Origin of the sequence: Mesorhizobium sp. M3A.F.Ca.ET.080.04.2.1 (assembly GCF_003952525.1) — a bacterium.
In the GTDB taxonomy this organism is placed as follows: domain Bacteria; phylum Pseudomonadota; class Alphaproteobacteria; order Rhizobiales; family Rhizobiaceae; genus Mesorhizobium.
In genome coordinates this window covers 5,156,581-5,178,169 of the sequence record NZ_CP034451.1, presented here as the reverse complement: position 1 = coordinate 5,178,169, position 21,589 = coordinate 5,156,581, and the positions used below count along the sequence as shown (strand labels likewise).

19 protein-coding genes, 1 tRNA gene and 3 pseudogenes are annotated in these 21,589 nt (G+C 62.3%); 10 read left to right on the top strand and 13 right to left on the bottom strand.

Features of this window, described 5'->3' with window-relative positions:
* Positions 1-313 precede the first annotated feature (313 nt).
* Together EJ074_RS24725 and EJ074_RS24720 are read right to left on the bottom strand one after the other, a co-directional pair.
* Positions 314-1,732, bottom strand: coding sequence for an amidase (locus tag EJ074_RS24725; protein WP_095806866.1), 1,419 nt, complete (start codon positions 1,730-1,732; stop codon positions 314-316).
* Positions 1,733-1,793: 61 nt separating this feature from the next.
* The gene (locus EJ074_RS24720) at positions 1,794-3,155 is read right to left on the bottom strand and encodes a tetratricopeptide repeat protein (protein ID WP_095806867.1); all 1,362 of its coding nucleotides are present in this window, start codon (positions 3,153-3,155) and stop codon (positions 1,794-1,796) included.
* Positions 3,156-3,391: 236 nt separating this feature from the next.
* On the opposite strand from EJ074_RS24720, the gene EJ074_RS24715 reads away from it, so the two are divergent.
* Positions 3,392-4,315 carry a LysR substrate-binding domain-containing protein gene (locus EJ074_RS24715; RefSeq protein ID WP_095806868.1) on the top strand — a complete coding sequence of 308 codons (924 nt, stop codon included), beginning with the start codon at positions 3,392-3,394 and terminating at the stop codon, positions 4,313-4,315.
* A gap of 194 nt (positions 4,316-4,509) precedes the next feature.
* Here the strand turns inward: EJ074_RS24715 and EJ074_RS24710 are convergent.
* From EJ074_RS24710 to EJ074_RS24700, 3 genes and pseudogenes are all read right to left on the bottom strand, one after another.
* Positions 4,510-4,662, bottom strand: a pseudogene (locus EJ074_RS24710) (aspartate aminotransferase family protein); the annotation flags it as partial.
* A 15-nt stretch (positions 4,663-4,677) separates the two neighbouring features.
* Positions 4,678-6,186: a CoA-acylating methylmalonate-semialdehyde dehydrogenase gene (locus EJ074_RS24705; RefSeq protein ID WP_129553845.1), complete on the bottom strand. Its 1,509-nt coding sequence runs from the start codon at positions 6,184-6,186 to the stop codon at positions 4,678-4,680.
* Between the two features lie 285 nt (positions 6,187-6,471).
* Positions 6,472-7,476 carry a PLP-dependent aminotransferase family protein gene (locus tag EJ074_RS24700; RefSeq protein WP_095806870.1) on the bottom strand — a complete coding sequence of 335 codons (1,005 nt, stop codon included), beginning with the start codon at positions 7,474-7,476 and terminating at the stop codon, positions 6,472-6,474.
* A 193-nt stretch (positions 7,477-7,669) separates the two neighbouring features.
* On the opposite strand from EJ074_RS24700, the gene EJ074_RS29975 reads away from it, so the two are divergent.
* A complete protein-coding gene (locus EJ074_RS29975) occupies positions 7,670-7,864 on the top strand; it encodes a hypothetical protein (protein WP_207210054.1) in 195 nt (64 codons plus the stop codon).
* 106 nt (positions 7,865-7,970) lie between these two features.
* Complete coding sequence (locus tag EJ074_RS24690) at positions 7,971-8,765, top strand: LysR substrate-binding domain-containing protein (RefSeq protein WP_207210053.1); 795 nt, start codon at positions 7,971-7,973, stop codon at positions 8,763-8,765.
* A 665-nt stretch (positions 8,766-9,430) separates the two neighbouring features.
* On the opposite strand, the gene EJ074_RS29970 is transcribed toward EJ074_RS24690, so the two are convergent.
* Entirely contained in the window at positions 9,431-10,081 is a 651-nt protein-coding gene (locus EJ074_RS29970) for a hypothetical protein (protein ID WP_207210052.1), read from the bottom strand.
* 284 nt (positions 10,082-10,365) lie between these two features.
* Between EJ074_RS29970 and EJ074_RS24680 the strand changes: the two are divergent.
* Both EJ074_RS24680 and EJ074_RS24675 read left to right on the top strand, forming a co-directional pair.
* A pseudogene (locus EJ074_RS24680) lies at positions 10,366-10,713 on the top strand (DUF5677 domain-containing protein); the annotation flags it as partial.
* Between the two features lie 34 nt (positions 10,714-10,747).
* Positions 10,748-10,952, top strand: a pseudogene (locus tag EJ074_RS24675) (tyrosine-type recombinase/integrase); the annotation flags it as partial.
* Positions 10,953-11,037: 85 nt separating this feature from the next.
* Here EJ074_RS24675 and EJ074_RS24670 read toward each other — a convergent pair.
* Positions 11,038-11,113: transfer RNA gene (locus tag EJ074_RS24670), tRNA-Ile, on the bottom strand.
* A gap of 217 nt (positions 11,114-11,330) precedes the next feature.
* Here EJ074_RS24670 and EJ074_RS24665 point away from each other — a divergent pair.
* Entirely contained in the window at positions 11,331-12,041 is a 711-nt protein-coding gene (locus tag EJ074_RS24665) for an SIMPL domain-containing protein (RefSeq protein WP_095806872.1), read from the top strand.
* Positions 12,042-12,271: 230 nt separating this feature from the next.
* On the opposite strand, the gene EJ074_RS24660 is transcribed toward EJ074_RS24665, so the two are convergent.
* Positions 12,272-12,619, bottom strand: a complete 348-nt coding sequence (locus EJ074_RS24660) for a hypothetical protein (protein ID WP_095806873.1) — start codon at positions 12,617-12,619, stop codon at positions 12,272-12,274.
* A gap of 455 nt (positions 12,620-13,074) precedes the next feature.
* Positions 13,075-13,521: a YcgN family cysteine cluster protein gene (locus EJ074_RS24655; protein ID WP_095807031.1), complete on the bottom strand. Its 447-nt coding sequence runs from the start codon at positions 13,519-13,521 to the stop codon at positions 13,075-13,077.
* Between the two features lie 195 nt (positions 13,522-13,716).
* Here EJ074_RS24655 and EJ074_RS24650 point away from each other — a divergent pair, with 195 nt between their 5' ends.
* From EJ074_RS24650 to EJ074_RS24640, 3 genes are all read left to right on the top strand, one after another.
* Positions 13,717-15,903, top strand: a complete 2,187-nt coding sequence (locus tag EJ074_RS24650) for an OmpA family protein (protein WP_095806874.1) — start codon at positions 13,717-13,719, stop codon at positions 15,901-15,903.
* Between the two features lie 489 nt (positions 15,904-16,392).
* Positions 16,393-16,629: a type II toxin-antitoxin system ParD family antitoxin gene (locus tag EJ074_RS24645; RefSeq protein WP_095806875.1), complete on the top strand. Its 237-nt coding sequence runs from the start codon at positions 16,393-16,395 to the stop codon at positions 16,627-16,629.
* The gene (locus EJ074_RS24640) at positions 16,626-16,919 is read left to right on the top strand and encodes a type II toxin-antitoxin system RelE/ParE family toxin (protein WP_095806876.1); all 294 of its coding nucleotides are present in this window, start codon (positions 16,626-16,628) and stop codon (positions 16,917-16,919) included. Before EJ074_RS24645 ends, EJ074_RS24640 begins: the two co-directional genes overlap by 4 nt.
* On the opposite strand, the gene EJ074_RS24635 is transcribed toward EJ074_RS24640, so the two are convergent.
* The 3 genes from EJ074_RS24635 to EJ074_RS24625 form a co-directional block, all read right to left on the bottom strand.
* Positions 16,916-17,782, bottom strand: a complete 867-nt coding sequence (locus EJ074_RS24635) for an NAD(P)-dependent oxidoreductase (protein WP_095806877.1) — start codon at positions 17,780-17,782, stop codon at positions 16,916-16,918. The two genes, EJ074_RS24640 and EJ074_RS24635, sit on opposite strands and share 4 nt — an antisense overlap.
* A 110-nt stretch (positions 17,783-17,892) precedes the next feature.
* A complete protein-coding gene (locus EJ074_RS24630) occupies positions 17,893-18,540 on the bottom strand; it encodes a LuxR C-terminal-related transcriptional regulator (protein ID WP_095806878.1) in 648 nt (215 codons plus the stop codon).
* A gap of 7 nt (positions 18,541-18,547) precedes the next feature.
* Entirely contained in the window at positions 18,548-19,423 is an 876-nt protein-coding gene (locus tag EJ074_RS24625) for a S1C family serine protease (RefSeq protein WP_095806879.1), read from the bottom strand.
* A 210-nt stretch (positions 19,424-19,633) separates the two neighbouring features.
* On the opposite strand from EJ074_RS24625, the gene EJ074_RS24620 reads away from it, so the two are divergent.
* Positions 19,634-20,584 (top strand): trypsin-like peptidase domain-containing protein, encoded by a 951-nt coding sequence (locus EJ074_RS24620; RefSeq protein WP_095806880.1) that lies wholly within the window; start codon positions 19,634-19,636, stop codon positions 20,582-20,584.
* Positions 20,585-20,589: 5 nt separating this feature from the next.
* Here the strand turns inward: EJ074_RS24620 and EJ074_RS24615 are convergent, their stop codons facing one another.
* Positions 20,590-21,543, bottom strand: coding sequence for a LysR family transcriptional regulator (locus tag EJ074_RS24615; RefSeq protein WP_095806881.1), 954 nt, complete (start codon positions 21,541-21,543; stop codon positions 20,590-20,592).
* Between the last annotated feature and the right edge of the window lie 46 nt (positions 21,544-21,589).

Sequence of the window (21,589 nt, the reverse complement as noted above, 5' to 3'; positions counted from 1 at the left end):
ATCGAGGCTGTGAAGGCGAGTAGACAAAGGTCCCGTCGATCCTCGCCCTCACGCCCTGTATGCCCCGGAATAGATGAATTCCGGCGCGCCTTGCCTCGATTGGGAAGTTGTCGACGCAAATAATTGCAGCGTCAGCTGCGCTCTGGTCGGTTATTGACGTTGGAGACTCCCCCGACGTGGTGATGTGCGCGCTCACAGCTGTCTGCGTACATGAAAGCGAGCAGCCTTCGAGTCGCTGCCCGAACGACATTGAAGGGAATGCGCGGGCGCGATGAAGTCCACCGGATCGCCTGTGAGAGCAACAATTTTGCACTTATGCGGCATTTAATTCCGTTTGCCTTCCAGGTCGAGCCTGCTCGAGCGAATAGGCGGCCTGCAGCACCTCGAGATCGGCGAAATTCGGACCGACGATTTGCAAGCCGATCGGCAGTCCCGATGATGACCACCCGCAAGGCACTGAGCAGGCAGGCTGCTGTGTAAGGTTAAACGGATAGCTGAAGCCTGCCCAGTCTGTCCAACGTGCGCCTTCGGCCGGATTGGGAACTTCTTGCCCAGCATCGAAAGCGACCACCGTGGTTGCCGGCGTCAACAACAGGCTGTAGCGCTGATGGAAGGCACGCATTCTGGCTCCCATCTCCGATCGATCCAGGGTAGCCTTCTGGAACTCGTGCAGGGAGATGCGAGCCCCTTCGACGGCAACCTCGCGAAGACCGGGATCGATCCTGTCGCGCTCTTCGTCGGGCACTGAACGCATGCGGTAGGCTGCACCTGCAAACCACAACGTGTTGAAAATGGCTTGGCACGGTCCGAGAGGCGGATCGACTTCTTCGAGAATCGCGCCCAATTCGCGGAACACATCGATCGTCTCGCGAAAGATGGCGACAATTTCGGGGTCGACATCGAGGTGGCCAAGATTGGCGCTGAAAGCAATGCGTTTGCCTGCGAGGTCTGCGGTGAGATTATCGTGGTAATTCAGCCCATCCGGCTTCAGGGCGTGCCAATCGCGACTGTCGGACTTGGATAGGATGCTCAACATAAGCGCGGCGTCACGCACCGTGCGGGTCATTGGGCCAGTATGAGCGACGGTACCGAAGGGGCTTGCCGGATAGGCAGGCACACGCCCAAAGCTCGGCTTCAGGCCAACGATCCCGCAGAAGGCGGCCGGAATCCTGATCGATCCGCCGCCATCGGTACCGACGTGCAGGCTGCCGAGATCGGCGGCCGCGGCCGCGGCGGCACCGCCGCTGCTGCCACCGGCGGTCTTGGTCGTGTCCCACGGATTGCGGGTGACACCGAAGCGGGGGGAATCCGTCACCGCCTTCCAGCCCATTTCCGGCGAAGTGGTCAGGCCGAGGATAACCGCGCCGGCCTCTTTCAGCCGGGCCACGGCCGGAGCGTCGAAATCTGCAGGTGCCCGGCTGTCAAAGACGTGGCTGCCAAAACTGGCGGCCCAATCCTTGGACAATAGCAAATCCTTGACGGTGCAAGGGACGCCGTCAATGCAGGAGAGCGGCTTGCCTGCCTTCCAGCGCTTCGCGGATGCCTCGGCCGCGGAAAGGGCCGGCCCTGGCAGCACCTGGGAGAACGCATTGATTGATGGATTGATGCGCTCAATGCGATCGAGAGCAGCCGCACACGCGTCAACCGGACTTACCGCGCCACTCTCAAAACCGGCGGTCAATGCTTGGGCATCCGGCTGCGTGCCGGTCTGTTGAACAGCTATACTGGTCATTGGCTCTGCTATTTGAATGCGGACTTTTGGCTCGGACTGACGGGCGTCCGTGACGAAAGTTCTAATTTATCGTAGAGATCCGGGCCTGGGCTTTTGCGGCTTCGCGGTTGAGGCCGAGGTTCTGGTAGACGTTGACCAGGGCTGTGTTGGCCGGCACCGAGTTGGGGTCGTATGCGCGCTCGGCTTCCAGCATCTGCTGGGCTTGGGAGTAGCGACCGGTCTTGATCGTGCTGTCGAGCAGTATCTGGTGGAACAGCGCCCTTTGCGCGTGGCTGCCGCCGATCTCGAGGATGCGCGGGATGGCCAGGGTCATCTTGCGGAAGGCAGTCTCGAAGTCACCACGGGCATGGGCAAGCAGGCCCTCGCAGGCGACGATGCAGACATCGCCCCACGCCTCGCGGGTGAGCGCCGGGGTCTTGGCCGAGAAGGCACGCAGGTTCTGCATCAGCTGGTCGGCCTCGGGCAACCCGGCCCGGGCCAGCCCGTAGACATACTGCATGGTCAGGAACGGCTGCACGAAGTCGTCGACACGCGGCTTGAGATAGGTACCGAGCTCCTGCCAGCGATTGCCGACGTCGGCGCCCACCAGCTCCAGCCGCATCAGCAGCGAGACCGCGCCGATCTGATCCTGGGAATATTCCTTCCACACGCCCCAGATACGCTCGTCATAGAGCCTGAGCGCGTCCTGGTAGCGGCCGAGATTGATGTAGTTGAGCGACAGGTGCCACCAATTGTGGGTCAGCATGAAGGAGTTGAGGTCGACCCAGGTCTTGCTGACATCGGTCAGGAACTCGACGCCCTCGTTTATGCGCCCCTGCGTGATCATCACATGCGCCAGCGCATGGTGAGCCCAAGGCTCCTTGCGCTTCATCTCGACGGCTTTCCAGGCCGAGGCTTCCGCGTCCTTCAGCAGATGGCACTGCTCATAGCCGAAGGCGGCGAGGCCGTGCATGTAGGGGATGTCGGCATTGTGGTCGATCACCTGCTCGGCCACCGCCAGCATTCCCGCGCAATTGCCGAGATTGAAATGATGGTACTGCGCCTGCTTGACGATGGCGAGGTCGCGGGGAAACTCCTCCAACGCCTGATGCGATAGCTTGATGGTTTTTGCGACATCGCCGTCGACCCAGGCGCGGACGATGGCGGTCGTCATCTGCTCGCGCCGGCTGGCGCCGGCTGCCGCGGCTTGCGCCTTCTCGATGAAGGGGCGGGCAAGGCCGGGAGCGTCCTTGCTTTCAAGAAACATGTAGAACATCGCCGCATAGGCGTTTGCGAGGCAGCTGTCGGGCTCTTCCTCGACCGCCTTGAGGATGCTGGCGGCCTTGTTCTCATAGGCCAGGAAGCCTTCGACAAAGTCGTTGATGCCGGCAACCGTCGCATCCGAGCTGGTCGTGACGGTGTTTCCGAGCCAATCCTGGCGCATGTTGTCCTCCAGTTTGCTTTCGTGTGCCCGCTGAGGCGATCAGCCGACATAGGCCGGTCGCGATCGAACAGGACAATCCTCCCGGCAAGGCGTCGAAGTCCCGATCCGGCACTGCTCGGATCCGACAGTGCACCCTACCTGCGTCTTACCACCAGAGGCAGCTTGCCTTCACAGGCTCGATATGAATAATGTTTTTTTGAGATTGCATTCACCGGTTTCTACGATGAAGGGCGGGGATGAAATTCAGCCTCCGGCAGCTCAGTTACGTGCGGGCAGCTGCCAGACATCGCTCTATTGCAACCGCCGCAAAACAGCTGAGCATTTCCCAGAGTTCGATCTGGGCGGCGATCGACAGTTTCGAATCGTCCTTTTCGATTCGATTGTTTGTTCGCCAGCCCAGCAAGGGGCTCGTGCTGACTCCCACCGGCAAGACCTTGCTTGAGCGGATCGAGTACCTTTTGCAGCAGGCCGAGACACTCGATGCCGAGCTTCTCGGCATTTCGGCACAGGTTCGTGGCGAATTGCATATCGGATGCTTTGCTCCCATAGCGCCGCTTACCCTGCCTTCGATCCTTCAGGGGATGACAGTGCGCTACCCGGATCTGAGGATCCAGGTTCTCGAGGGAGATCTGCCCTTCGTGAATTCACTGCTTGATGCCGGGACTGTGGACGTGATCCTCAGCTATGACCTCGGCTTGCCCAGCGGTGTCCTCTTCGAGAAGCTGGGCCAGGCCAGGCCACATGCCATTTTTGCCAGCGATCATCCGCTGGCCTCTCAAGATCGGATCTCGCTGCGGGACCTCGGGTCGGAACCCATGATCCTTCTCGATCTGCCGGAGTCGCGCACCTATTTCGACCTTTTGTTCAAGATAGCCGAGATGTCCCCGAACATCATCTATCGGACGGGAAGCTATGAGACGGTGCGAAGCTTCGTATCCGCAGGCCTGGGCTTTTCGATCCTGAACCTGCGACCTCAGATCGACCATGCCTACACAGGAAAGCAGGTCGCTTGCGTGCCGTTTGCGGAAGCGCTGCCGATGCCCTCCATCGGGGTCGGCTTGCGGCCGAACGATTACCCCTCGCCGGCGCTTAAGGAGTTCGTGCGGGAATGCCGGCGTTTCTTTACGCCTGAGCGGTGTAACAGGCTCTTCGTGACCTGAGGCGAAGACGGTCGAGGCGTTCCGCGTCCAGCGGCTTCAGGCCGTTTCCGCCAGCACTCTGCGCAGCGTATCGGACATTTGGTCGATTTCGGCCTCGCTCAGCATCAATGGCGGTGACAGCGCGATCGTGTCCCCGGTGACGCGGATCATCAGCCCTCTGCCCAGGCGCGCTTCATCGCCTCATAGCCTCGGGCGCACCACAGCCCGGCCGTGCCATCGAGGATCTTCCTGCCGTCCGACGACGTGTAGTACATCCCCTTCGCCGAGGCGATCAGCCTGGGATCCGCCTTGAAGTCGCGATTTGCCGTAAACGGCATCCAGAACTGATCGAGATCGTTAGGTCTCATTGCCTCGGCCGCCTCTCAAGCCTTGGTGTCGGAACCGGAATGGAAGTTGAAGACCGCGCCTTCGCGGATGCCGGAAGGCCAGCGCGTGGTCATCGTTTTGAGACGGGTGTTGAAGCGCACGCCCTCCATGCCATGGATGTGGTGATCGCCGAAGAGCGATCTCTTCCAGCCGCCGAAGGAGTGATAGGCCACCGGCACCGGAATCGGAACGTTCACGCCCACCATGCCGATCTTCACGCGGCTGAAGAAGTCACGCGCCGTATCGCCGTCGCGGGTGAAGATTGCGGTGCCGTTTCCATATTCATGGGAATTGATCATATCGACGGCCTCCGCATAACCCTTGGCGCGCACGACCGACACGACCGGCCCGAAAATCTCGTTCTTGTAGATCGACATGTCGGTGGTGACGTTGTCGAACAGGCAGCCTCCGAGGAAATATCCGCCCTCGTACCCCTGAAGCTTGAGATTGCGGCCATCGACCACCAGCTTCGCGCCCGCGGCTTCGCCCTCGGCAATGTATCCCTTGATCCGGTCGAGAGCTTCTCGGCTGATGACGGGTCCCATGTCTGAATTGGGATCGGTGTAAGGGGCGACATTGAGCGACTGCACCTTGGGGGTCAGCTTGGCGATAAGCCGATCGGCGGTCTCCGCGCCCACCGGGACCGCGACCGAGATCGCCATGCAACGTTCGCCGGCCGAGTCGTAGCCGGCACCCATGAGCGCGTCGACCGCCTGATCCATGTCCGCATCGGGCATGATGACCATGTGGTTCTTAGCACCGCACAGCGCCTGAACGCGCTTCCCGTTCGCGGTGCCGCGGGAATAGATGTACTGGCCGATAGCGGTCGAACCTACGAAGCTGACCGCGTCGACAAGTGGATGGTCAAGCAGAGCATCAACGGCTTCCTTGTCGCCATTGACGACGTTGAACACGCCTGCCGGAAGACCGGCTTCATGGAACAGTTCGGCAATTCGAAGAGGGACGGAAGGGTCGCGCTCTGAAGGTTTCAGCACGAACGTGTTTCCACACGCGATCGACACCGGATACATCCAAAGCGGCACCATGGCAGGGAAATTGAATGGCGTGATGCCGGCAACGACCCCAACCGGCTGACGGATCGCAAAAGTGTCCACTCCGCTTGCGACCTGCTCGGAGTACTCGCCCTTCAACAGCTGTGGGATGCCGCAGACAAATTCGACGACTTCGATCCCGCGCGCGATCTCGCCCTTCGCGTCGGGAATGGTCTTGCCATGTTCGGCCGAAAGCATTTTTGCCAGCTCGTCGATATGCTGGTTGAGCAGGTCGCGGAAACGAAACATCACCTGCGCACGTTTTGCCGGTGGCGTGGCGCCCCAGGCCGACTGGGCTTCCCACGCCACCTTCACAATGGCGTTGACCTCGGCCTTGCTGGCCAGCTGTACGGTCGCGATCTGCTCGCCGGTAGCGGGATTGAACACCTGGGACATGCGCTCGCCCTTGCCATCCACCCGCTTGCCACTCACGAAATGGCCAATCGTCGTCATGTGAGAACCCCCTCTGTCTGATCTGTGGCCGCACGCTTGGCGGCCTGAAATGCGAACGCGTCATGACCGCGAAGGTCACGGCGGCGTCATGCCGAACTTGGTCCCGCTGAGGACTAGTTGCGCGAAACGGCTGTCCAAGAGCTATGGACAGATTCCAGCAAACACCCGCGCAGATGATGCCAGATCGGACACGCCGAGCACGTCCGCATGGCTGGAGCCCTCAAACCGCGATGTCAGTCTACGATCTTCTTGCGATCGGCTCGATGGGCGGGCTTGGCTTGCTGCTCAGACGAGGGTCTCCGCGATCTCCCTCAGCCGGGCTATTCCGGGCCGGATTCGTTCCTTCGGGATGGAGGAAAAGGCCATGCGGAAGAAGCGATCGTTGGACGAGCCGCCGTGAAAAAGAGCGTTGCCCGGTTCGATCACGACCCCGGCGCCGAGCGCTTTCTGCGCCAGCTGGCTGGCGGAAAAACCTTTCGGTCCCTCGAGCCAGAAGGATGAACCGCCAAACTTGGTCTGGCGCTTCCATCCAGGGAAGTCGGCGTCCAAACCTGACGACAGTTCATGCCAGCGCTCCGCATAGACGCGCTTCATGCGCGAGAGATAGGCATCGTGATGCCCGAGCGCGAGAAAGAGAGCGACGGTGCGCTGATTGTTGCTGGGAGGATGGCGCATCATCAGTCCGCGCAAGCGCCGCAGCTCGGCAATCAAACGGCTGTCCGCAACCACAAAGCCAAGTCGCAGCCCTGGCATCAGCGACTTGGAAAAGCTGCCGACATAGATCACCCGGGAACTGCGGTCGAGCGCCTTCATCGGCATCGTGGCATCGCCGCTGAAATCGGTCTCGACCTCATAGTCGTCCTCAATAATGAGGGCGTCGGTGTTTTCGGCCCATGCAAGCAAGCGATAGCGCCGCTCGAGGCTGAGGGTCGCATTGGTCGGGAACTGATGGCTGGGTGTGGCGAAAACAAGTTCCGCCGAGCCGAGCTGATCGAGGTCCAAACCTTCATGGTCCACCGGGACGGCCTGGATGTTGGCCCCAGCCATCGCAAAGATGTCCCTCGCGGCATAGTAACCGGGGTTCTCCATCGCGATCTGAGTGCCGGGTCTAATCAGCACGGCACCGAGCAGATAAAGCGCATTTTGCGATCCGAGCGTGATCAGGATTTCCTCGGGCCGTGCAAAGATGCCGCGCTTGGTCAGAACCTTGGTCCGGATCTGCTCTATCAACAAAGCATCATCGGCCAGATAGAGATCGTCGGTCCAGGCATTGAACCATTTCTTGCTCATTGCCTGCCGGACGCAATCGCGCCAGGCCACGATCGGGAACAGCGACAGGTCAAGCTGCCCGTAGACGAAGGGATAGGGATATCCCGGTCATACGCCGGGAGCCGCTTTCTACACGCTGACCAGCAAGGGCGAGCACATCATTTTCATCGGCGACACGATCCACGTCGCGGCGGTTCAGTTTCCCGACCCGGACGTGACCATCGCCTATGACCAGGATGACAAAGGTGCCGCCCTGGTCCGCAAACAGGCGTTCGCCTCGTTCGCCGCGCACGGCGACCTCATCGCGGTACCGCATCTGCCTTTCCCGGGCATCGGCCATATCCGCGCCGATGGCAAAGGCGGCTATGACTGGGTACCCGTGACCTACACGAATCGAGACGCGCATTGATTTCAAGCAGCGCAAGCACGGCAAAATCGCCGGTCGGAATCTCCGCCGGCGATTTTCCTTGTGCATCCTTTGTTCAATGTTGGAGCGATGCACTATTGGGGTGGGATTGACCCGGCTGCGCACCCTGCTCGATGATCGCCTTTTCATCCCTGCGCCTAACGGGCGCGGTGTACTTCCCACGCCCCGGGCAGAAGCACTCATTCCGTTGGTTGCGGGCGTGCTACGCCAGATCAGAGCTATATTGGAACCGGCGACGTTTGACCCGGTGAGCAGCGACCGGGTGTTCACGCTAGCACTGGAAGAGAACCCGGCAATCATGCTTGGTCCGAGCCTAGTCCAGCGTGCTCGAGCAGGCGCGCCCAACCTTCGACTACGACTTGCTGTGCCGAACCGGAAGCAAATCCCGACCCTGCTCGAAAGTGGCGACGTCGATATCTTTGTGGGCATTGCAACGGGGGCGGAGAATGCCTGGATTGGGCGGAGGCTGTTTGACGACGATTTCGCCACTGCCCAGCGCAAAGGCCACCCTCGTGGGAGGGGGCCGCTCGATCTCGATGCGTTTTGCGGTGCCGCGCATCTGCTCGTTTCATCCGAGGGGAATCCGTTTTCCGGATTCATCGACAGGGCCTTAGGCGCGATCGGCCGCTCGCGCCTGGTCGCGATGTCAGTGCAAAGTTATGCAGTGGCGCCGACGATCGTCGCGGGAAGCGATCTCCTCTGCACCCTGCCGACAAGAATGCTTCGGCATTTCGATGCATCGCTCGATCTCTTCGCACCCCCGATTTCACTGAAAACTATCGGGATCAGCGCCTACTGGCATCCCAGGCATCAGGAAGATCCGGGCCATCAATGGCTGCGCGCGCAACTCTTTGCTGCGGCTGGCTCGGTTGAACTCAACTAGCTGAAGCCGAGTGGCATGGCGGTGCGTGCCGCGCGCGGCATGCCGGGCCTCAAGATCGTCCCGCAATATCGCGTTCGCCAATCCGGCCCATCCCATGGTGGTTCCCCACGAACATGCGGCATTCGAATTTCCGTCCCCTCCTCCCCAGTGAAGTCAAAGGGAAACCGGCCGCTCGTGTCGGACTGGCGCAATTCCAGACATGGCGGAACGGCCGTGGCAGAATACTGGAGACCTATGTCGATAGGCGCTGCGTAGAGATGTAGTCAGGTTCGAATTGACGCGGCGCTGAGGCCTGGGACCGCGCTCCACCACACCAGCCAGGTACCGGAACATCTCGCCGAAAAGTGCGGGGTAGCCTGCCAATATGCCCTCGCGCGCCATCCGGATAATGCGGTCGGGATTGTCGGGAAACAGGAACTCGGCGTCGAGCAAGATTTCCAGCGAGCTGCCTGAAGCGCGCCGAAGGCGCTCCCAACCTCGGTCGCGCCGCGCGGATGATCTCCTGCCAGCGGAAGGCGCTGTCAGTCACGATAGTGGCCCCGGTCGCCTGCGCCAGATACATAGCGATTTCGAAGTTCGGCCCATCTGCATCAGGCGCATCTGGCCGCCTTCCTTGCCGCCATTGAAGATGCCGTCCTGCAAGGCCGCAAGCGGGTCCTCCTCTTTCAGCCGCTCCAGCTCGGACAATATTTCCGCGATGCCGGCCGCATCCAGATCGGGAAACTTCTCACGCATCCGGCCTCGTGCGCGTTCCGGGGCCACATCAGCATGTCGCGCATGAAGTCGACACGCACCAACTCCTCCAGGCGCGGCTCTCCGCGGAGGCTTATGTCGATCCCAGCGGCACGGTCCTCCCCCATCGCCATGGTTTCGCGGCGGAGATGGTAGTCGAAGGTCCACGGGTCCGAAATGAGGTTGATCAATCCGGCGTCTACCAGCGGCATGACGTTGAGGAAGAATGCCACAGCCTTCAGGAATTCGAGATGGTAGCTGCGCGGATTCTCGGTCGGCCGGTACTTCTCGGCGATGGTGCCGGAGTGGACGAACGGCGTTTCGACGATCAGCTCGCCGAAGTAGAGCGACGCGCCCAGGGCAAACTCTACGATGGACTGCGGATGGAGCGATCCGGTGTATACCGCGCGCGGCCGCCCGTCGGGTTTTGGCAGGAGCGATAGAAGATCGGTTTCGAGCGGCCAGAGCGCCTCGTAGAGAAAATAGACTTCCCTGATCTGGTCATCGGTCAGCTCCCGTCTGACCACTGTCCAGTCCTTGCCCGCGTCTAAACCCAGGATCGAGAGGATGCCGCGATGAAACACGAGATTGCGCTCGCGGATGCTTTGTTCAGTTCAGCTTGGCCGCAGCGCCGATGGCCTGGACTTGCAACAGACGCGGTAGGGATGTCCTGACCCGCAACCGCAGGGCGCGCCCGACGCGAACTCCTTCGTCGGCGGGACCTTCTTAAGAGTTTCGCGTTCCTTCTCGGTCCGACCGAACGCATCTTGGTAACGGACGCTGCCGTCCTTGAACCCCACATAAGTTTCGCCACCGAAGTTCCAAAGTTCGTCGTGCGGCGGGAGCAGCGTAGCGGCAAGGCCGGCCCATGCGTCGCGCGCATCTGAACAAGGCGCTCTCTCACCTCCATGTCCGCGCGATCCAGATCGCGTCCGAGATGGAGAACGGCTATGCTGACGGCGCAATGGCCCGGTGGCGCACGCTTCACGAAGTTGCCTGCGTTGCGATGCTCCTGGACGATGGCGGCGAAGCGCTCGCCGAGCGCTACGTCGCGCATGAGATCGTTGAGGCGAAGAAGGGCCTCGGGCAATATCAGCAATGCCATACGCGCCTTGGTTATGCTCCCTTTGCGAAACGTGCCGCCGCGCGCATCGAAAAGGACTATGCCGATGCGATCCGCCGCTACGGCAAAGAGTTTGGCGGCGATTATGGCTGGGTCGTGGCGCATTTGGGGAACCCAAAGCCCAATTTCAGCAATATTGAGGATGCCGCGGGCGCCTGACTTTGCACGGGCTGAGAAAGTCGCTCGGCGTTTATCTGGCCGAAGCAGAAGCCTCGACCAGACAGCTCATGGACGTGCTCGGTCACGATGATATCGATCATGCCGAGCTCTATTCGCGCGAGGCATCGCAGGTTCGGCTGGCGGTCCAGGGGATGGATCGAGTCGTGCGCGTCTGGTCACCCGCAAGCCGATGCTTGGCGAACCTATTGGCGAACCTCGTGGCGAACCACCCTATAAATCATTGATAAATAACGATAATGGTGGGCCCGGAGGGACTCGAACCCCCAACCAAGCGGTTATGAGCCGCCGGCTCTAACCATTGAGCTACAGGCCCCACGCGGGCTGGCTTAGTGTTTTTCGGCTCGCGGCACAAGGCTTTCGAAAGCGCTGGCGGGGAATGCTAAAATCGGCCCATATTCCGGCGATAGATCGGCTTGCGCCCATTCGGGCGTGAACAGGTTCCGGGTATTGCAGGCAGTGCGACGAATCCAGGCTTTTTCGAGCCGAGTCCGTGCCGGCAAGGAATGGCCCAACCATATCGAGGAGGTTTCATGACCAGACGTCTTCTGACCTTTGCGCTCGCTGCTGCGGTCGCTTTTCCGGCGCTGGCGAGTGCCGCCGATTCGCCGACCCCTCCACGCATTGTCGTGTCGGGCGAAGGCGAAGCGACGGTCGCGCCCGACATGGCGATCCTGACGCTCAGCGTCATGCGCGAGGCCAAGACCGCGCGCGCCGCGCTCGATGCCAACAACGATGCCATGGCGGCGGTGATCGCCGCGATGAAATCCGCCGGCATCGCCGATCGCGACTTGCAGACCGGCGGCATCCAGATCAACCCGCGCTACAACTACACCAACAAGCCCGACGGCAGCCAGGAGGCCGAGCTTGTCGCCTATCAGGTGACCAACACACTCTCTGTGCGTGTGCGCGACATCGACAAGACCGGTGACATTCTCGACAAGGCGGTGTCGCTCGGCGTCAACCAGGGGGGCGGCATCGCCTTCACCAACGACGATCCCAAGGCCACCATCACCGAGGCGCGTAAGGAGGCCGTCGCCGACGCGATCGCCAAGGCCAAGACGCTCGCCTCGGCGGCCGGCGCCAGTCTCGGGCGGGTGCTGGAGATCACCGACCAGAACGTCGTGCCGGTGCCGATGCCGATGAACGCAAAAGCCTTTGATGCCGCGCGCGCCGCCGTGCCTGTGCAGGCCGGTGAAAACGCCTACACCGTCCAGGTGACCGTCACATTCGAGCTGAAATAGCCAAGTCCGACCTGATCAATGAACAAAAAACCCCGGAGGGAACCGATCCTCCGGGGTTTTTTCGAGCCGCGCGCTTCGGACATGCCGAAGGGGCTCCGCTACCAAAGACTGACCCTCATGTTGACCTTGACCGACCCTCCGAAGGCCATCCCTCCGGATCTTCGAAGAAGATCATGCACAGAGGGGATCGGCGAGGAGCGTGCTTCATGCCGCTCCCCGCCGATGAAGCCTCAGCGGTAGATCACCGGGCAACCGCGCACGTTGGCGAACACAACGACCACGCGATCGCCATACTGACGACCGGCCACCTTCACCGTGCGGCGGCTGACGTCGACGATCCGGACGCGATGCAGGCCCATGCGCTCAGCCTTGTCGAGGGCGCGGTCCGGCGAGCAGCGGTCGCGACGCCATTCGCGACGGTAATATCCGTCATCGTCATCGCCTGTGTAGACGCCGAAGCGCGGATCATGGTTGTTGCCGAAGCCGAGATAGAGGCTGTCCGCATGCGCCGGAATGGCGCCTAGCGTGCCAAGGCCGACAAGGGCCGAAAGGGCTGCCGTCTTGATGGTGTTGAACATCGTCTTCTCTCCTTGTTGAGGGCTCTCGCCCAGTCGGTGGTTGGCGAACTGGTGTTTGGCAAACCGATGACTGCAGAATGCCCCTTCCTGTCTGAACCATTTGCGAACCGGGCGTTCATGTCCGGTTCATGTGGCAGGAAAAGGGAATTCTCCCGCTGCCATCGCCCCTTCACTCTGAAACCTGCCGCCCAAACGCGTCGTCGCGCCGCCGGTTCCCGTCAAAACCGTCTTACGGCTTGTCAAAGGCAGACCGGTCAGGTTCGTCCTCAACGGGCGAACCGTCAGGGTTCGTCCTCAATAGGCGAACTCGTCAGGGTTCGTCCTCAACAGGCGAACCCGTCAGGGTTCGTCCTCAACAGGCGAACCCGTCAGGGTTCGTCCTCAACAGGCGAACCCGTCAGGGTTCGTCCTCAATAGGCGAACTCGTCAGGGTTCGTCCTCAACAGGCGAACTCGTCAGGGTTCGTCCTCCAGCATGTAATCGAAATAGTCGTCCGGCTCGGCCAGATCGGTTTCCTTGGCCCTCACCCGGCCGCGGATCGAAATTCCCGCCTGATGCACGGTCTCCCCGCTTCCGGAAACCAGCCGGTGCCACCAGTAGAGATCATGGCCTTCGGCGATCAGCCGGTAGGCGCATGTCTTGGGCAGCCAGCTGATGGTACGCACATTTTGCGGGGTCAGCCCGACGCAATCAGGCACGCGCGCCAACCGGTTGGCGTAGTCCGCACAACGACAGGTTTCTGCATCGAACAGCCGGCAACCGACGCTCGTCCAATAGATGTCGCCCGTATCTTCATCCTCGAGCTTCGACAGGCAGCATTTGCCGCAGCCGTCACAGAGCGATTCCCACTCGGCTGGGGTCATCGCCTCGAGCGGCTTGGTCTTCCAGAAAGGCGCATCCATGCCGGGGATTTGGCGCTGCCGGGCCTTTTGGTCAAGCATCGCAGTGAGCGCGGCCCAATATCAACATTAGAAAAACATGGAATTGCCTTCAAAACGCCCGCCGAGCAACCTTGGTTGGGGCCAATGCCTTGAACTGGAACCAATTGCGGTTGATGAAAGTTTGGGCAGGGATGGGACCCCAAAAGGAGAATTGAGATGAAACGCCAACCACGGATTCTGGCAGGCACGGCAATCGGCCTGCTGATGGCATCCGCGCCGTTGGGCGCGTTCCCGCTGCAGGGAAGTGCCGCTTTCGACACCCCGCGCGGAGCGCCACTGATTCTGGCGCAATCGAGCTGCGCCGAAGGCCAATCGGCCGAGGAATGCGCGCAAGGTGGTCAGCAAGGGGAAGCCCAGCAGCCGAAGAAGAAGAAGCGCGAGCAGCAACAACAGACCGAATCGGCCCCGGCCGAGCAGCCCGCCGAGCCGGAGCAGAAGCCGCGCAAGAAGCGGCAGGACCAGCAGCAGCAGATGGACACCGGCCAGGCCGGGGAAGCAGCGCCTGCAGAGCAGCAGTTCAAGCCGCGCAAGAAGCGCGACCAGCAGCAGCAGATCGAGGCTGCGCCGGCCGATCAGGGCGGCCAGCCCGCAACCGAAGAACAGCAGCTCAAACCGCGCAAGAAGCGTGACCAGCAGCAGCAGACCGAGACGGCTCCCGCCGATCAGGGCGGCCAGGCCACGACGGACGAGCAGCAGATCCAGCCGCGCAAGAAGAAGCGCGATCTCCAGCAGCAGCTCGAATCGGCACCGGCCGAGCAGGCTCAGCCTGCGCCTGCGAACGACAACCAGCAGCTCAAGCCGCGAAAGAAGAAGCAGCAGCAGATCGAGGCGGCTCCTGCCGAAGAGGCCGCTCCGAGCGAACAGGCTGCGCCGGCCACCACCGATCAGCAATTGAAACGCAAGAAGAAGCGGGATCAGCAGCAGCAGACCGAGACGGCTCCCGCCGAGCAGGCTCCAACCCAGAATGCTGAACCGGCGCCGGAAGAGCAGCAGGCAGCTCCCGCCCAAGGCGAAGAGCCGACAAACAAGCTGAAGAGGCGCAAGGCGCTCGGCCAGCAGCAACCGGCTGCCGAGCAGCCGGTGACCGGAGAACAGCCCCCGTCCGGCGAACAGCCGGCGACCGGCGAGCAGGCCGCGCCGGCGCAGGGCGAAGCCCCGGCCCAGGGCGAAGCCACCACCGCCAAGCAAGGTGAAGCTCCGCTTCTGGACAGCCAAAAGGACGTGCTGCGCCGGCATAAGGGGCGCAACGCCCAAGGCGCAGGCACCGGCGAAGACCAGAATGCTCAAGGCCAGGCTGAGCAGCAGGGCGCAAAGCAGGTCCAGAAACTGGCGCCGGTCGATCAGGGCCCGCCGCCCACCGACGACAAGGCGGCGCAGCAGGAGATCAAGCCTGAGAAGATCGTTCCTGTTACCGAGGAACAGGGCAAGCGGATCGAGCTTACGCCCGAGCAGGTTGTCCGCGAGCGCCGGCGGCCTGAGGGCGCGGACGTGGTGAAGCAGTTCGGCGACCGTGTGATCCTTCAGTTCAACAACCAGACGATCGTGGAAAGCAACGAGGCTCCTCGCATCACGCGCGGCGCCAAGGATGTCTACTACGAGGATCTGCCGCGTGGCCGCACCCGCGAAACCGTGCTGCGCGACAATGGCATCAGGATCGTCACCATTCGCAACCGCAATGGTGACGTCATCCAGCGTTCGCGCATCATGCCGGATGGCCAGGAATATATCCTGACCTATGTCGACGAGCGGTATTACCAGGATGTCGACGATTGGCGCGATCCGGGCGAGGACCTGCCGCCGTTGCGGCTCGACATTTCGCGCCGGGACTACATCCTGGATTCGGAGGATGTCGAGGATCCGGACGAGTACTACACCTTCCTCGAGCAGCCGCCCGTGGAGAGAGTGCAGCGCCTCTACTCGGTCGACGAGGTCAAGCGCTCGGCCCGCATTCGCGACATCGCCCGCCGTATCGACCTGGACACGCTGAACTTCGACTTCGGCTCGGCGACGATCTCCGATGAAGAGGTGCAGAAGCTTGAAGGCGTGGCCACCGCCATGGACAAACTTCTGAAGAAGAACCCGGCCGAAACCTTCCTCATCGAGGGCCATACGGACGCGGTCGGCACGCCCGATGCGAACCTGGCGCTGTCGGACCGGCGCGCCGAGGCGGTTGCCGAAGCACTGACCAACGCGTTCGGCATTCCGGCCGAGAACCTCACGACGCAGGGCTATGGCGAGGAGTACCTCAAGGTGGATACGTCCGGCCCGAACCGCGAGAACCGCCGCGTCGCGATCCGCCGCATCACCTCGCTGGTGGCGCCGGTGGCGAGCAACGAGCAGTAAAGCGCGTTTGATTTCAAGCTCCTGATCCGATTTCCGGAATCAGCACGAAAGGATGAAGGCCCGTCCACCCGGACGGGCCTTTTCGTTGAAGCGAAAGAAGAATTGTCCCTTTAGTCGCCGCGTTCATTGAATCGCCGCATTGCGACACCCAAATTCAAATCAGGGCGTTCCCTGCCCTGTCCCGACTCCAGCGGGACACATAGGCCCCGTCGGTCCCCTCTCCGGCGGGGCTTTTGTCTTTGAAACAAATCTCAGCTGCCGCAACGCCTTCGTCTTCTCGGCCTTCAGCCTCGTCAACTTAGCAAGGGTAAAGAGGGCTACTGCATGTCGCGCAAAAGTGTGCAGCGGTTTTGCTAAAACGACGTAAAAGCAAAGACCTAAAGCGCGTCGCCTGGATTTGTTTGAACGCGACGCGCTCTTAGAGAACAAGCGGCAACCTTGCCAACTTGAGCATACCTTGATACCATCTATTGGTATTGGAGATGCAGGATGTCCAAAAACACCTCCGTGACCCTTGGCGATCAGTACGACGCATTTATCCAGCGGCAGATAGCAAAGGGCCGCTTCGGCTCGGCGAGTGAAACAGTCCGCGCAGGTCTTCGCCTCCTCGAAGAACAGGAATTGAAGCTCGAGCAGCTTCGTGCCGCTATCGACGAAGGAGACATGTCGGGCAGCCTCGAGCCATTCGACATTGAGGCGTTTCTCAATGCGAAGAAGCGCCGATGAAAAGAACGGTCCGGATTTCGCCGCGAGCGAAGCGGGACCTCGATGGTATCTGGGATTATTCGCTGAATCAGTGGGGCGCTGAGCGGGCAGAAGCCTACATCCGCTCAATCCACTCCGTGGTCACGTTGATGGACCAGTTTCCAGCAATAGCGCGGAATGCCTCGGACGTCAGGCCTGGCCTGCTCAAATATGCTGTCGGTTCTCACGTGGTGTATCTGCGAATGAATCACCAATCCATCGATATTGTGCGCATTTTGCATCAACAGATGGACTACCCCAGGCACCTTTAGAAGGTTCGCGTTATCCTCGTTTCCGATTTGGCGAACACCTCGTCCGGCACGAAGAAATCGCCGGCCAGCGCCCCCTTGGCGCCGGGCGCATAGATCGAAAAATCGGTGACGCCTTCGGCGCGCAGCACCTCTTCGTCGATGTAGAAATTGCCCGTCGCATCGCGCGACGGCCGCAGGAAGATCGCATGCGCGGCATCGGCCATGATGTCGGGCGAGCGGCTCATCGCCGCTACGGTCGCGCCACCCAGAAGGTTGCGCACCGCGGCCGTGTCGATGGTCGAGATCGGCCATAGCGAATTGACCGCGATATCGTCTCTGGCAAACTCGGCGCTCATGCCCAGCGTGCACATCGACATGCCGAACTTGGCCATGGTGTAGGCGACATGGTTCTTGAACCACTTGGCCTTCATGTCGAGCGGCGGCGCCAGATTCAGGATGTGAGGATTTTCGGCCAACTTCAGGTGCGGAATGCACATTTTCGAGACCAGGAAGGTGCCGCGCGTGTTGATCTGATGCATCAGGTCATAGCGCTTCATGTTGGTTTCCAGCGTGCCGGTGAGCTGGATGGCGCTGGCATTGTTGACGCAGATGTCGATGCCGCCGAACCGTTCCACGGTCTTGCTCACTGCCTCGGCGACCTGGGCTTCCTCGCGGATGTCGCAGAGCACCGGCAGCGCCTTGCCGCCGGCCTGCTCGATCTCCTCGGCCGCACTGTAGATCGTGCCCGGCAGCTTCGGATGCGGTTCGGCGGTCTTGGCGGCGATCGTCACATTGGCGCCGTCGCGCGCTGCGCGCAGGGCGATCGCCAGCCCGATGCCGCGCGATCCACCCGAGATGAACAGCGTCTTTCCCTTGAGCGACATGCTTGTCTCCCTCTGCGATTTCGCGAGGCAACTTGCGCGGCCGACAGGCTCGGTGCAAGGCCCAAGAAGATTACGCTGCGTCGTGCGGCAACGGGGAAGCGTCGCCCGCTTCAGACCAGCACCAGCCCCTGCCGCATCGCAATGGCGATGGCATCGGTGCGGTTGGAAGCGCCGAGCTTGACCAGGATCGCAGCGACGTGGAACTTCGCCGTGTGGACCGAAATGTTGAGTCGCCGCGCGATCACCTTGTTCGGCGCGCCTTCCGCCAGCAGCGCCAGCACTTCCGCCTCGCGCGGCGACAATGCCGGGCGAACCTGGTCGTCGTCGAGTCCCTCGTCCTCGGACGGTTCTGTGTGGAAGTCGCCATGAGCGGCCACCGCCGACGGTCCGGCCCTGCTGATCCGATAACCGGACGCTGCCAGTCGCAAGGCGGCGGCAATCAGCAGGCCGTCGGCTGAGGGCGGCAGCACTGCCAGGACGTTGCCATTGAGCCCATCGCGGACGGCGCGTCGCGAAAGCAGAACCATCGGCATGGTCGAACCGGCGGCCCGGCTTTCCAATGCGGCCTCGTCCATTAGCGCGACATCGGCGACCTGGCTCATATTGCTTGCTGCGAGCGCCGGCAGCAGATCGTCGCTGGCCGCAAGCGCGTCGGCCAGTTGCTCGGCGCGCGCCGCGTCGCCGAGCGCGATCAGCACGGTCAGCCGGTGGGTAGCGCGATCCGGTCTTGCGATCGTTTGGGCTGCGCTGACGGCCATTTTCCTCTCAGCTCAACGGTTTTTCGCCGATGGTGATTGAGACGTCGCGCCGAGCGCCACCACTCGACACGCCGAGCGTCACCGTCGCGCCGGCGCTGTCTGGGCCGAGCCTGCGGATCAGTTCGCGCGGCCCATGCACGGCTTCGCCGTTCCAGGCCACGATGATGTCGCCGACATGCAGGCCGGCGGCCTTTGCCGGGCCACTGTCGTCGAGGCTCATGACCATGGCGCCATGCGTGTCGCCGTTTCGGATCGGGTGCAGCCCGGCGCCTAGATAGCCGCGCGCGACGTGGCCCTTCTCGCGCAGCGTCGTAGCCGCGCGTTCGATCGTCTCGTAAGGCATCACCAGCACCCGGCGGCGCGGTCCGAAGAGCAGCATGCCGATCAGCCCGCCTTTGGCATCGAGCACCGGGCCGCCCTCGAACCGGCTCCCGGTGTTGATGGCGAGGTTGATGCGCCGGTCGATGGTGCCGCCGCGCATCGAACGCCAGGCAGGACCGACCTCGCCGACAGTGCCGAAGACCGCAAGCCCGGTGCCTTCACTGTTGCCGACGGCGATCGCGATATTGCCGGCGCGCACAGGACCAGCCTGAGCCAGCTGCGGCAGGTCTGCTGTTGCCGCAGCCGGCTTGAGAAGCGCAACGCCCGTCGAAGGATCGCGGCCGACCATCTCCGCCTTGGCGGTTTCGCCCGACGCCAGCGTCAGCTCGATCTCTTCGCCGGCCTCAACCGCTTCCTCGGCGGTGACAAAGAAGCCGTCGCGCCAGTGGAAGGCGCTCGCGCTGCGGTGGTGATGCGTGGCAAAGCTCGCCAGCGCCGGCGCGGCGGCCGCCGCAGCATCGGCAATGGCGTCGGAAAAGGCTGCAAGGTCGAAAGCGCTCATGGCAATCATCTCCTGGGTTCGATGACCCAGATATCGCTCAGCGGCACGTCCTGCGGTACTCGCCTGACGGCTAGTCTGGCCGCCCACTGCCCATATGGTCAGGTCGCGGCAGCTGCGGCCGCTCCGCACATATAGTGCGTGCCGCTCAAAAGTACCGCGCGGTTTTGGAAACGGCATCCATCGCATTGCCGCAAGACACGGAGCACCGCCATGGCCTTCGCCGCCGAGAAATTCCAAGCCGATGACGTCTTGCTCGATGCCTATTCGGCGACCGTCGCGGATGCGGTCGACCGGATCGGTCCGGCCGTCTGCCGCATCGAGCGCACCGGTGACGCCGGCGGCCACGGTTCAGGCTTCGTCATCGCGCAGGACGGACTGGTGGTCACCAACTTCCATGTCGTCGGCGACGCGCGCGCCGTGCGGGTCACGATGCCGGATGGCGCCGTGCGCGACGGCCGCGTGCTCGGCCGCGATCCCGACACCGACATCGCGCTGGTCCGCGCCGACGGCAGTTTCGCCGATGTCGCGCCGCTCGGCGATTCCAAGCGTCTCCGCCGCGGCCAGATCGCGATCGCCATCGGCAATCCGCTCGGCTTCGAATGGACGGTCACCGCCGGCGTCGTCTCCGCGCTCGGGCGCTCGATGCGCGCCTCGACCGGCCGGTTGATCGACGACGTCATCCAGACCGATGCCGCGCTTAACCCCGGCAATTCCGGCGGCCCGCTGGTGTCGTCGGCGGGCGAGGTGATCGGCGTCAACACCGCGATGATCCATGGCGCGCAGGGCATCGCCTTCGCGGTCGCCTCCAACACCGCCAATTTCGTCATCTCCGAGATCATCCGCTTCGGCCGCGTGCGGCGCGCCTTCATCGGCGTTTCAGCCGATACGACCAACCTGCCCCGCCGCGCGGCGCTGCTGTCGCAGGTTTCCACCAACACGGCCGTGCGGCTGCGCAGCGTCGAGAAGAACGGGCCAGCGGCGAAAGCCGGTTTGAAGGAAGGCGACATCATCGCCGCCATCGACGGCCGGCCGGTCACCGGCGTCGACGATCTCGTACGCATGCTCGATGCCGAGCGGATCGGCCGTGAGACGCTCTGCACTGTCGTGCGCCGCACCGGCGTCAGCCAGGTGAGGGTGATACCGGTGGCAAGGGCTGGCTGAGAAAGTCATGCCTGTTGATGGGTCGTCTCCAGCCCCTCCTCCGTCCACACGCCCGGCTCCATCTCATGGAAGCAGCCTAGTTGTCGTTTGAACTGGTCGATGAGCCAGGCCGCCGCCGGTTTCGGGCTGCGATCGGTTCGGTGCATGGCATATAGGGGCGAACGCGCCTCGCTGTAGGGTTCGAGGTCGAGTTCGACCAGCCTGCCGCTGGCCAGATCTTCGGCCATCAGCCAACGCGGCAGGCCGCCCCAGCCCAGCCCCTCGCGCATCAGCGCATGCTTGGTGCGAACGTCGGTCAGTCGCCAGGTGCGGTAGGCGAAGACGCCGTAGTCGCGCCCCCGCGTCCGCTCCGACTGATCGAAGACAACGAGTTGAGTGTGCTCGCGCAGGTCCTCGATCGCGATCGGTTTCGGCAGCAGCGTCAGCGGATGGCCGGGAGCCGCAGCCGGCACGATCGAGACATGGCCGATGCGCAAGAGATGCACGTCGGCTTCGCCGAGCAGGCCTCCGATTCCCAGATCGGCATGCCCGCCGACAACCTGGTCGACGATCAGGCCGAGCGTCCCGACATGCAGTCGCAGGGTCACCGTCGGAAATTGCGCCTCGAACGCTCTCAGTACCCGAACCAGCACCGGCGAAGGCAGCGCCACGTCGACCGATATAGTCACTTCCGCTTCCAGGCCTTGCCGGTAGCCGTCGGCGCGCGAGCGGATGCGTTGCAGCACGCCCACCATGCGCCTTGCGTCCTCCAGCATCGCCTTGCCGACATCGGTCAGTTGCGGTTCGCGAACGCCTTCACGCTCGAACAATTTCAGCCCGAGTTGAGCCTCTAGGTTGGCGATGCCGTAGCTGATCACCGACTGCGCCCGGTTGAGCTTGCGGCCGGCGGCCGAGAAACTGCCGGTATCGGCCACCGCGACCAGGATCTGAAGCTGATCGAGAGTCGGATTTGGCTGCATGATCGATCCATGTTCTAGATGGGTTACATGCAAATTATACCTGTTT

Coding starts and splice junctions, on each gene's coding strand:
- EJ074_RS24725 (WP_095806866.1), bottom strand. CDS start 1,732: ATGACCAGTATAGCTGTTCAACAGACCGGCACGCAGCCGGATGCCCAA.
- EJ074_RS24720 (WP_095806867.1), bottom strand. CDS start 3,155: ATGCGCCAGGATTGGCTCGGAAACACCGTCACGACCAGCTCGGATGCG.
- EJ074_RS24715 (WP_095806868.1), top strand. CDS start 3,392: ATGAAATTCAGCCTCCGGCAGCTCAGTTACGTGCGGGCAGCTGCCAGA.
- EJ074_RS24705 (WP_129553845.1), bottom strand. CDS start 6,186: ATGACGACGATTGGCCATTTCGTGAGTGGCAAGCGGGTGGATGGCAAG.
- EJ074_RS24700 (WP_095806870.1), bottom strand. CDS start 7,476: ATGAGCAAGAAATGGTTCAATGCCTGGACCGACGATCTCTATCTGGCC.
- EJ074_RS24665 (WP_095806872.1), top strand. CDS start 11,331: ATGACCAGACGTCTTCTGACCTTTGCGCTCGCTGCTGCGGTCGCTTTT.
- EJ074_RS24660 (WP_095806873.1), bottom strand. CDS start 12,619: ATGTTCAACACCATCAAGACGGCAGCCCTTTCGGCCCTTGTCGGCCTT.
- EJ074_RS24655 (WP_095807031.1), bottom strand. CDS start 13,521: ATGGATGCGCCTTTCTGGAAGACCAAGCCGCTCGAGGCGATGACCCCA.
- EJ074_RS24650 (WP_095806874.1), top strand. CDS start 13,717: ATGAAACGCCAACCACGGATTCTGGCAGGCACGGCAATCGGCCTGCTG.
- EJ074_RS24645 (WP_095806875.1), top strand. CDS start 16,393: ATGTCCAAAAACACCTCCGTGACCCTTGGCGATCAGTACGACGCATTT.
- EJ074_RS24640 (WP_095806876.1), top strand. CDS start 16,626: ATGAAAAGAACGGTCCGGATTTCGCCGCGAGCGAAGCGGGACCTCGAT.
- EJ074_RS24635 (WP_095806877.1), bottom strand. CDS start 17,782: ATGTCGCTCAAGGGAAAGACGCTGTTCATCTCGGGTGGATCGCGCGGC.
- EJ074_RS24630 (WP_095806878.1), bottom strand. CDS start 18,540: ATGGCCGTCAGCGCAGCCCAAACGATCGCAAGACCGGATCGCGCTACC.
- EJ074_RS24625 (WP_095806879.1), bottom strand. CDS start 19,423: ATGAGCGCTTTCGACCTTGCAGCCTTTTCCGACGCCATTGCCGATGCT.
- EJ074_RS24620 (WP_095806880.1), top strand. CDS start 19,634: ATGGCCTTCGCCGCCGAGAAATTCCAAGCCGATGACGTCTTGCTCGAT.
- EJ074_RS24615 (WP_095806881.1), bottom strand. CDS start 21,543: ATGCAGCCAAATCCGACTCTCGATCAGCTTCAGATCCTGGTCGCGGTG.